Below are 1,519 nucleotides of genomic sequence, written 5' to 3'. Positions count from 1 at the left end.
CTCAGGATTACCCACATCTCTGTGAGTGAAGAGAGGATTTTCTGCTTGTAAACGAGAGGGGTCGATGTTAACTTCGGTCATCCTGTGCTGCAATGGTAATCGAGATTGGCCGGCGAAAGCGATACGGACGATTGGGCAGACACCGAGTTCGGCGAAGCGAATCTGGGCGACGCACGTCTGTCGCGGCGTCTGATTGCGCTGGCGCGTCGGCTTGCCTTCAGCCCGCAGGGATCGTTTCCACAATCGCTCAAGCCTGCAGAGCTTAAGGCCGCGTACCGGTTCTTCGACAATGCGCAGATCGATACCGACGGAATCCTGGCGCCGCACATTGCGCAAACCTTGGATCGCATGATGCAGGTACCTGTTGTGCTGGCGGTGCAAGACACCACTGAATTCAACCTGTCGCATCTGCCCGCGACAGAGGGCCTGGGTTACGGCTCCGGGCGTCACGAGCGCGGTTTCATCATGCACAGCCTGCTGGCCGTGACCCCCGAGGGCCTGCCGCTGGGTGTGCTGGGCATGAAGACCTGGGTGCGCCCCGAAGAAAAGTTCGGCAAGAAGCCTCACCCCAAAACGCGCCCGATCGAAGAGAAGGAAAGCATTAAATGGATTGAAGGCATTGAGCATCTTGCCGCGCTCAAGGCCCGTTGTACCGAAACCCGGCTAGTCGGCGTAGGAGACCGTGAGAGCGACCTGTATGAACTGTTCACTCATGACCGTCCTGATGGCGTGGACTGGCTGGTTCGTGCTTCTCGCAACCGGCGCGTCATGCATCCCGAAGAGTATCTTTGGGATACTGTGCTGGCTACTGCGCCTGTAGGCAATACGGAGCTTCTGGTGCCAGCCAGAGGCAACGTGCCGCAACGTACCGCACGACTGACCTTGCGTTGCACGGCCGTCAGATTGCGGCCCCCGATGAGGCGCAAAAGCCAAAGCCGTCTGCAGCAGACCGATGTGTTTGCGATTCACGCTCTCGAAGAGGCACCGCCGGAAGGCATAGAAGCGCTGGAATGGATGCTGCTGAGCTCGGTGCCGACGACCACGTTTGATGAGGTCCTTGAACGGCTGGCCTGGTATGCGCGCCGCTGGACGATCGAGACGTGGCATCGCGTCCTGAAAAGCGGTTGCCAGATTGAGGCCCGACAATTCGGCAATCTCGATCGTTTCGTACGCGCGACCGCGCTGTTTGCCGTCATCGCCTGGCGCATCCTGTATGCGACCCTGCTGGCACGGACCGACGCAGACCTGTCGTGCGAAGTACTGTTGCAACCCGTCGAATGGCAAGCACTGTACAGCCACACATATGGCACCACGAAACCGCCAAAGCAAATTCCGTCGCTGGGGGAGGCCGTCCTGTGGATCGCCATGCTTGGCGGTTATCTGAATCGCAAGCATGATCACCCGCCCGGCCCCACAGTCATGTGGCGCGGGTTCCTGATACTGCATGAGATCACGAAGATGTATCGCCTCTTGAGGCAAAACGAATAGCATGATCAGCCAACTTGTGGGTAATCCTGAG

At 58.8% G+C, this 1,519-nt stretch carries 1 protein-coding gene; it reads left to right on the top strand.

The window, feature by feature from the left end:
- Positions 1-105 precede the first annotated feature (105 nt).
- Complete coding sequence (locus AWB81_RS42810; RefSeq protein ID WP_062644625.1) at positions 106-1,488, top strand: IS4 family transposase; 1,383 nt, start codon at positions 106-108, stop codon at positions 1,486-1,488.
- Positions 1,489-1,519 lie beyond the last annotated feature (31 nt).

This window comes from Caballeronia arationis, assembly GCF_001544975.2.
Lineage (GTDB): Bacteria > Pseudomonadota > Gammaproteobacteria > Burkholderiales > Burkholderiaceae > Caballeronia > Caballeronia arationis.
Note: the sequence above shows the minus strand (reverse complement) of the source record. Positions and strands in the feature narration are given on the sequence as shown.